The organism is Candidatus Termitispirillum reticulitermitis, assembly GCF_054655775.1.
This window is the reverse complement of record NZ_BAAIHG010000107.1, coordinates 1-2928: the sequence shown is the minus strand read 5'-3', so window position 1 is coordinate 2928 and position 2928 is coordinate 1. Positions and strand designations below refer to the sequence as shown.

Annotated in this window: 5 protein-coding genes and 2 pseudogenes; 3 read left to right on the top strand and 4 right to left on the bottom strand. The window is 41.1% G+C overall.

The window, feature by feature from the left end:
• A partial coding sequence (locus tag AC1MDJ_RS07445; RefSeq protein ID WP_479690292.1) for a hypothetical protein occupies window positions 1-79 on the bottom strand: 79 nt, incomplete at its 3' end.
• A gap of 39 nt (window positions 80-118) precedes the next feature.
• On the opposite strand from AC1MDJ_RS07445, the pseudogene AC1MDJ_RS07440 reads away from it, so the two are divergent.
• Window positions 119-559: pseudogene (locus tag AC1MDJ_RS07440) on the top strand (porphobilinogen synthase); the annotation flags it as partial.
• Window positions 560-580: 21 nt separating this feature from the next.
• On the opposite strand, the pseudogene AC1MDJ_RS07435 reads toward AC1MDJ_RS07440, so the two are convergent.
• Window positions 581-817: pseudogene (locus tag AC1MDJ_RS07435) on the bottom strand (helix-turn-helix domain-containing protein); the annotation flags it as partial.
• Window positions 818-831: 14 nt separating this feature from the next.
• On the opposite strand from AC1MDJ_RS07435, the gene AC1MDJ_RS07430 reads away from it, so the two are divergent.
• The gene (locus AC1MDJ_RS07430) at window positions 832-1182 is read left to right on the top strand and encodes an outer membrane beta-barrel protein (RefSeq protein WP_479690291.1); all 351 of its coding nucleotides are present in this window, start codon (window positions 832-834) and stop codon (window positions 1180-1182) included.
• A 147-nt stretch (window positions 1183-1329) separates the two neighbouring features.
• Window positions 1330-1827: a ParA family protein gene (locus AC1MDJ_RS07425; protein ID WP_479690290.1), complete on the top strand. Its 498-nt coding sequence runs from the start codon at window positions 1330-1332 to the stop codon at window positions 1825-1827.
• A 281-nt stretch (window positions 1828-2108) separates the two neighbouring features.
• On the opposite strand, the gene AC1MDJ_RS07420 is transcribed toward AC1MDJ_RS07425, so the two are convergent.
• Both AC1MDJ_RS07420 and AC1MDJ_RS07415 read right to left on the bottom strand, forming a co-directional pair.
• Window positions 2109-2495 carry a hypothetical protein gene (locus tag AC1MDJ_RS07420; protein WP_479690289.1) on the bottom strand — a complete coding sequence of 129 codons (387 nt, stop codon included), beginning with the start codon at window positions 2493-2495 and terminating at the stop codon, window positions 2109-2111.
• Window positions 2496-2497: 2 nt separating this feature from the next.
• Entirely contained in the window at window positions 2498-2821 is a 324-nt protein-coding gene (locus AC1MDJ_RS07415) for a hypothetical protein (protein WP_479690288.1), read from the bottom strand.
• Between the last annotated feature and the right edge of the window lie 107 nt (window positions 2822-2928).

Here is a 2928-nt window from a genome sequence, read left to right as displayed (position 1 = left end):
ACAGCTCTAACGTAGCATCGTTACTCACATAGTCGCCATCCAGTAGCCCACAATGCCCATGGTCTGTGTATTCACACAGACAAACATCTGTTATAACTAATAGTTCACTGCAATTTTGCTTGATAGCGAAGGTTTTGAAAACACCGCCATAATGAGCTATGCGGTAAAATTTGCCTCAAAGTACTACGGACCTTTCCGTGAAGCAGCCGAATCTGCACCAGCGTTTGGCGACCGCAAGAGCTACCAGATGGATATTGCCAACCGCAGAGAGGCGATAAGAGAAGCCTTGCAGGATGTGAACGAAGGGGCGGATATGCTGATAGTCAAACCAGCGTTAGCGTATCTTGATATTGTGCGCGAGGTGCGCGACAACACGTTGCTGCCACTTGCTACGTATAACGTATCAGGCGAATATTCTATGATTATGGGGGCGATTGAGCGTGGTTGGCTTGATAAAGAGGTGATAGTAGAAACGCTTATATCAATGCGCCGTGCGGGTAGCGATATGCTCATCACCTACTTTGCCAAACAAGCGGCAAAGATGTTATCCCTAGTTTAATGACAAAATACTGCAAACTCCCTACTTGTATTCTAGCTCTTTTAGTCTCTTATCCATAACCTTTTTAATATCAAGCAGAGTATCTTTGTAGAGTGACATGATTTCCTTGTTAGAAACTGACTTCATAGAGAACAGCTCTGGCGTGTCAACCTCTAGGGCGGTGGCTATGCGCTCTAACATATCTAGCGAGGGAAATTTCTTGCCTATCTCTATCATACCGATATAGCTGGTAGTGCTGTCCGCTCTTTCTGCCAGTTTCTCTTGCGATTGATGTGCATTTGGATGATGATTTTGATACTACAGCGTTTAGTATATCATTACTAGCAAGGTATGCTAATGCTAAATTTGAAGTTTATGGTACAGTCGGGTTAGACTTTAACTCAAATACGTTGAGTGAACATCTTGTAGGAACAGTAGCATCCACTAGTGTGGATGCTACATTTGACGATTCTGGCACTAGCATTGGTTTCCATATAGGTGCGGGAGCTAAATGTTACTTCACTGATAACGTCTATGGTGGTGCATCGTTTGTATATCTGACTAATTCTCAAAGTGTAGAAGGCGAGGATAGCTATAACCTAGGCGGCTTATCAGCACAGTTTGCGTTAGGTTATACATTCTAAGTGGTTTCAGTGTCCATTCCCGCCCGCCAGCTACTATATGGGCTGGCGGGGTTTATTGGTTGTCAAATAAGGCAACTATACACTTGACTGGACTACATCTAGTTTGCTATGCTAATCAAATTAAATAATAGGAGCAGGAGAAATAAGATGAACACAAAGGTCGTTGCTACAATCAATCTTAAAGGTGGTGTTGCCAAGACGACTACCACTGTTGGTCTCGGTCAAATTCTTGCGGGACACTTCGGAAAAAAGGTGCTAATCATAGACTTAGACCCACAGACAAATGCTACAGTTATGCTGATTGGGGAAGAAAAATGGCTTGAGTTGGACAATAATGGTTATACTCTTGCCACGTTGTTTTCCGATGCTATAGAAAGTAATAGCAAATTTGATTTGTCAAATACATTGCAATCGTCCGTAGGGGGAGTTAAAGAAGTCAAAACACTAGACCTATTGCCGTCAAGCCTTAGACTTATAGACTTGCAAGACAGGCTACCATCAATGCCAACGAGATGGTTTCAAATGCGTAGCCCAGTGAAAATCCTACAGAGAGGCATAAAGGAAATTCTAAATAATTATGACTTGATACTCATTGATTGTCCGCCAAGCCTAGGAAATATTTTGTTTCATCGTGTTGAATTATAGGCACATTCAATCACAAATGCAACACTTCCATCTCTGTTTTCTACGCTCCCTTTCTCCCAGCTGTGATTAGGTAAAGATATGATTTATATCACATCTTTCCCTAGAAAAAGTGTGATATAAATCACATCTTTTCTTTTTTCTCTTGAAATCAAGTTTAGTAGGTGCAACGTCTTGGATATGCAGATTGATAGTAAGCTCTACAAACGCCAAGCCATTGCCGATAGGACTACGAATTTTAAGGACAGATTGCTCACTCCCACGTGTTTATATCAGTTCTATTTTTATGACGCACCCCAAAAGGCTTTCCCATGTGATGACCTCCGTTGGGTTGCCTCTATAATAAGCTTTTCAAGTTTATCGCGTTTTTTCCATTTCATAGCCAGCTTGGAGTTATCCATGCCATTAGTAGCGATAACAGATTTCAATTCTTTGATATCTAGCGTGGCAAGTGTTTCTGTAAGCTTATCTATACCCTGTTCAAGCAACACAAAAGGGTCAATCTTTGCTACCAGTTGAGGTTTAAGCTTTTTTTGTTTTGGCTTAACTGCTTCATCGCCAATAATGGCAACAATTTTATGGACAAACTCACTATTAGATTTTATTTCGTTCTCTACATAAGAACTTATGAGCTTCCATAGAGCAAGAGCAATGGCTTTCTCGTTATTCATAATTAGATAACCTCACACATTCTCAGAAACTCATCTGCAAACTCTCTAAAAGCATCATATTGACCTCCGGTTCCCCATTTTTGGCGGAGCGTTCCGTAACCTTGGTATTCAGCCGCTTCTGCAATTTTGGAGCTTTCTGGGAATCTTGTTTCAAACACAGCAGGGTGGCGTAGCCCAGAGTTATTCATTGGCTTTCCTGAGTTACTACGCAGTGTATTCATAGTTCTATCGTGGATTTTCGTTGCTGCCCTAAATTTTGTTGCAACGATTCCCATAGGGACAATATTAGTATTAGGTTCAATCTCATTAGAAAACGAGAAAGCCATTGCTCTTGCTCTATGGAAGCTCATAAGTTCTTATGTAGAGAACGAAATAAAATCTAATAGTGAGTTTGTCCATAAAATTGTTGCCATTATTGGCGATGAAGCAGTTA